The 2,175-nt window shown below is 66.5% G+C and carries 3 protein-coding genes; 2 read left to right on the forward strand and 1 reads right to left on the reverse strand.

The features are described from left to right. The coding region (locus tag WAW17_RS19575) for a MauE/DoxX family redox-associated membrane protein (RefSeq protein ID WP_422334586.1) at nt 1–246 on the reverse strand (246 nt) is incomplete at its 3' end. Nucleotides 247–368: 122 nt separating this feature from the next. Between WAW17_RS19575 and WAW17_RS19580 the strand changes: the two genes are divergently transcribed. Together WAW17_RS19580 and nudC are read left to right on the forward strand one after the other, a co-directional pair. After that, entirely contained in the window at nt 369–1,436 is a 1,068-nt protein-coding gene (locus WAW17_RS19580; RefSeq protein ID WP_422334587.1) for a potassium channel family protein, read from the forward strand. A gap of 19 nt (nt 1,437–1,455) precedes the next feature. Next, nucleotides 1,456–2,175: NAD(+) diphosphatase (gene nudC, locus WAW17_RS19585; protein WP_422334588.1), on the forward strand; the 720-nt coding region annotated here is incomplete at its 3' end.

Raw genomic sequence — 2,175 nt, forward strand, 5'->3', positions numbered from 1 at the left:
GAGCAGCGCCGCCGCGAGCCCGCCACCGAGTGCGCGGGTTCGCGGCACCACCAGGGCGGCCCCGACCACGAGCTCGGCCACGCCCGAGGCGTAGGTGTAGACGCGGGCGGCTCCGGGAAGCCGTTCCGGCACGATGGCATCGAAGAACTTCGGGGTGACGAAATGCATGATTCCTGCGCCGAGCAGCAGGGCCGCGAGGCGGAGTGCAGGTGTCTGTCCGGGACGCCGGGTCGTCTGTTGTGGCATGCCGACAGCATGCCGCAACGACTCGCCTCGAGCCGACGACGCACCGACGTGTCGCTCGGCAGGAAAACAGGGCTAGGCTTGCCAGCCGATGTCGGAGTTCGGTGCAACGTGGAGACGAGGATATGGCCGGTAGGCTGCGTTCGAGATTGACCAGGTCGGACACTCTTACCGATCGGCCGGACTTCGCGCTGGTGGGTGTGCTGAAGATTCCCCAGTTGCAGACGAGTCCGGCTCGGGCGATCTACAGGCGGGTGGCGATCGCGCTCGGCGCACTCGCGCTCGGCGTACTCATCGTCTACCTCGACCGGGAGGGATACCGGGACGCGCAGGGCAACGAGCTGTCGCTGCTCGACTGCGTCTACTACGCCACGGTGTCGCTGTCGACGACGGGCTACGGCGACATCACACCGTTCACACCCTCGGCGAGACTCATCAACGTCCTGCTCATCACTCCGCTTCGAATCTTCTTCCTCATCGTCCTCGTCGGTACGACCCTCTCGGCGCTGACGGAGAGCTCCCGGCAGGCGTTCAAAATCCAGCGTTGGAGGCAGCACGTGCGCAATCACACCGTGGTGATCGGTTACGGAACCAAGGGTCGCACCGCGATCGACGCGATGCTCGGTGACGGGGTCCCGCCGTCGGAGATCGTGGTGGTCGACACCGACCAGGCCGTGCTCGAATCGGCGGCGAGCAAGGGACTGGTCACGGTGCACGGATCCGCCACAAAATCGGATGTCCTGCGATTGGCGGGGGCACAGAACGCGGCGGCCATCATCGTGGCAGCCAATCGCGACGACACCGCTGTGCTCGTGACGCTGACCGCGCGGGAGATCGCGCCCAGAGCGAAGATCGTCGCGGCGATCCGCGAGTCGGAGAACACTCATCTCTTGCGGCAGTCCGGCGCCGATTCCGTTGTCGTGTCGTCCGAGACCGCGGGCAGGCTTCTCGGCATCGCGACGAAGACGCCGAGTGTCGTCGAGATGATGGAGGATCTGCTCACCCCGGAGGCCGGGTTCGCGATCGCGGAACGCGCCGTCGAACGGGACGAGATCGGCGGTTCACCGCGGCATCTTTCGGACATCGTCCTCGGGGTGGTGCGGGACGGACGCTTGGTGCGGGTCGGCTCGCCGGAGGTCGATTCGGTGGAGGCCAACGACCGGCTGCTGTACATCCGCCGGGTCGTCAACTGATCGGCAGTAGTGTCGGGGCGTGACTGTATTCCGGTTGAACGAAACCCCACTTCTGTCGCGCTCGGCCGTCGGGCGGGCCGAGGAATTGCGATCGGATACGGAAGCACTGCGCGTCGGCTGGGCGGATGCGGTGCTGCTGCGAGTCAACCACCGTGGTCAGGTCAGGGTGAGCGACGACGGCCTCGTGTTCGCGGACGCCACCGAACTCGCCGCCGAACCCGTACCCGGGGCGGTGTTTCTCGGCGTCCGGAAGGACCGGCACGTGTGGGCGGTACGAGTGCAGGCCCTGACCGGGAAGCTGGCGGATCTCCGGGTTCTCGGCGGGACGCTCGACGACGCGGATGCGGGTCTGATGACCGGTGCCCTCGCGATACTGAATTGGCACGACAGCGCGGGCTTCAGCGCTCTGGACGGCGCTCCCTCGGAGCCCACCGTCTCGGGATGGTCGCGGATCTCGACCAGTACGGGGCATGAAGAGTTTCCGCGTACGGATCCCGCGATCATCTGCCTCGTGCATGACGACGAGGATCGTGTGCTGCTGGCGCGTCAGCCCACCTGGCCACCGCGCCGGTTCTCGATCCTTGCGGGCTTCGTCGAGGCCGGGGAATCCCTCGAGACATGTGTGGTGCGTGAGATCAAGGAAGAAGTGGGACTCGAGGTCCGCGACGTGCGATATCTCGGCAGTCAGCCGTGGCCGTTTCCCCGGTCGGTGATGATCGGGTTCGCGGCCATCGGCGAT

This window comes from Rhodococcus sp. (in: high G+C Gram-positive bacteria), assembly GCF_049286785.1.
In the GTDB taxonomy this organism is placed as follows: domain Bacteria; phylum Actinomycetota; class Actinomycetes; order Mycobacteriales; family Mycobacteriaceae; genus Rhodococcus_F.

What these genes read in the sequence shown, in the direction of transcription:
- WAW17_RS19580 (WP_422334587.1), top strand. Translation starts at nt 369, where the DNA reads ATGGCCGGTAGGCTGCGTTCGAGATTGACCAGGTCGGACACTCTTACC.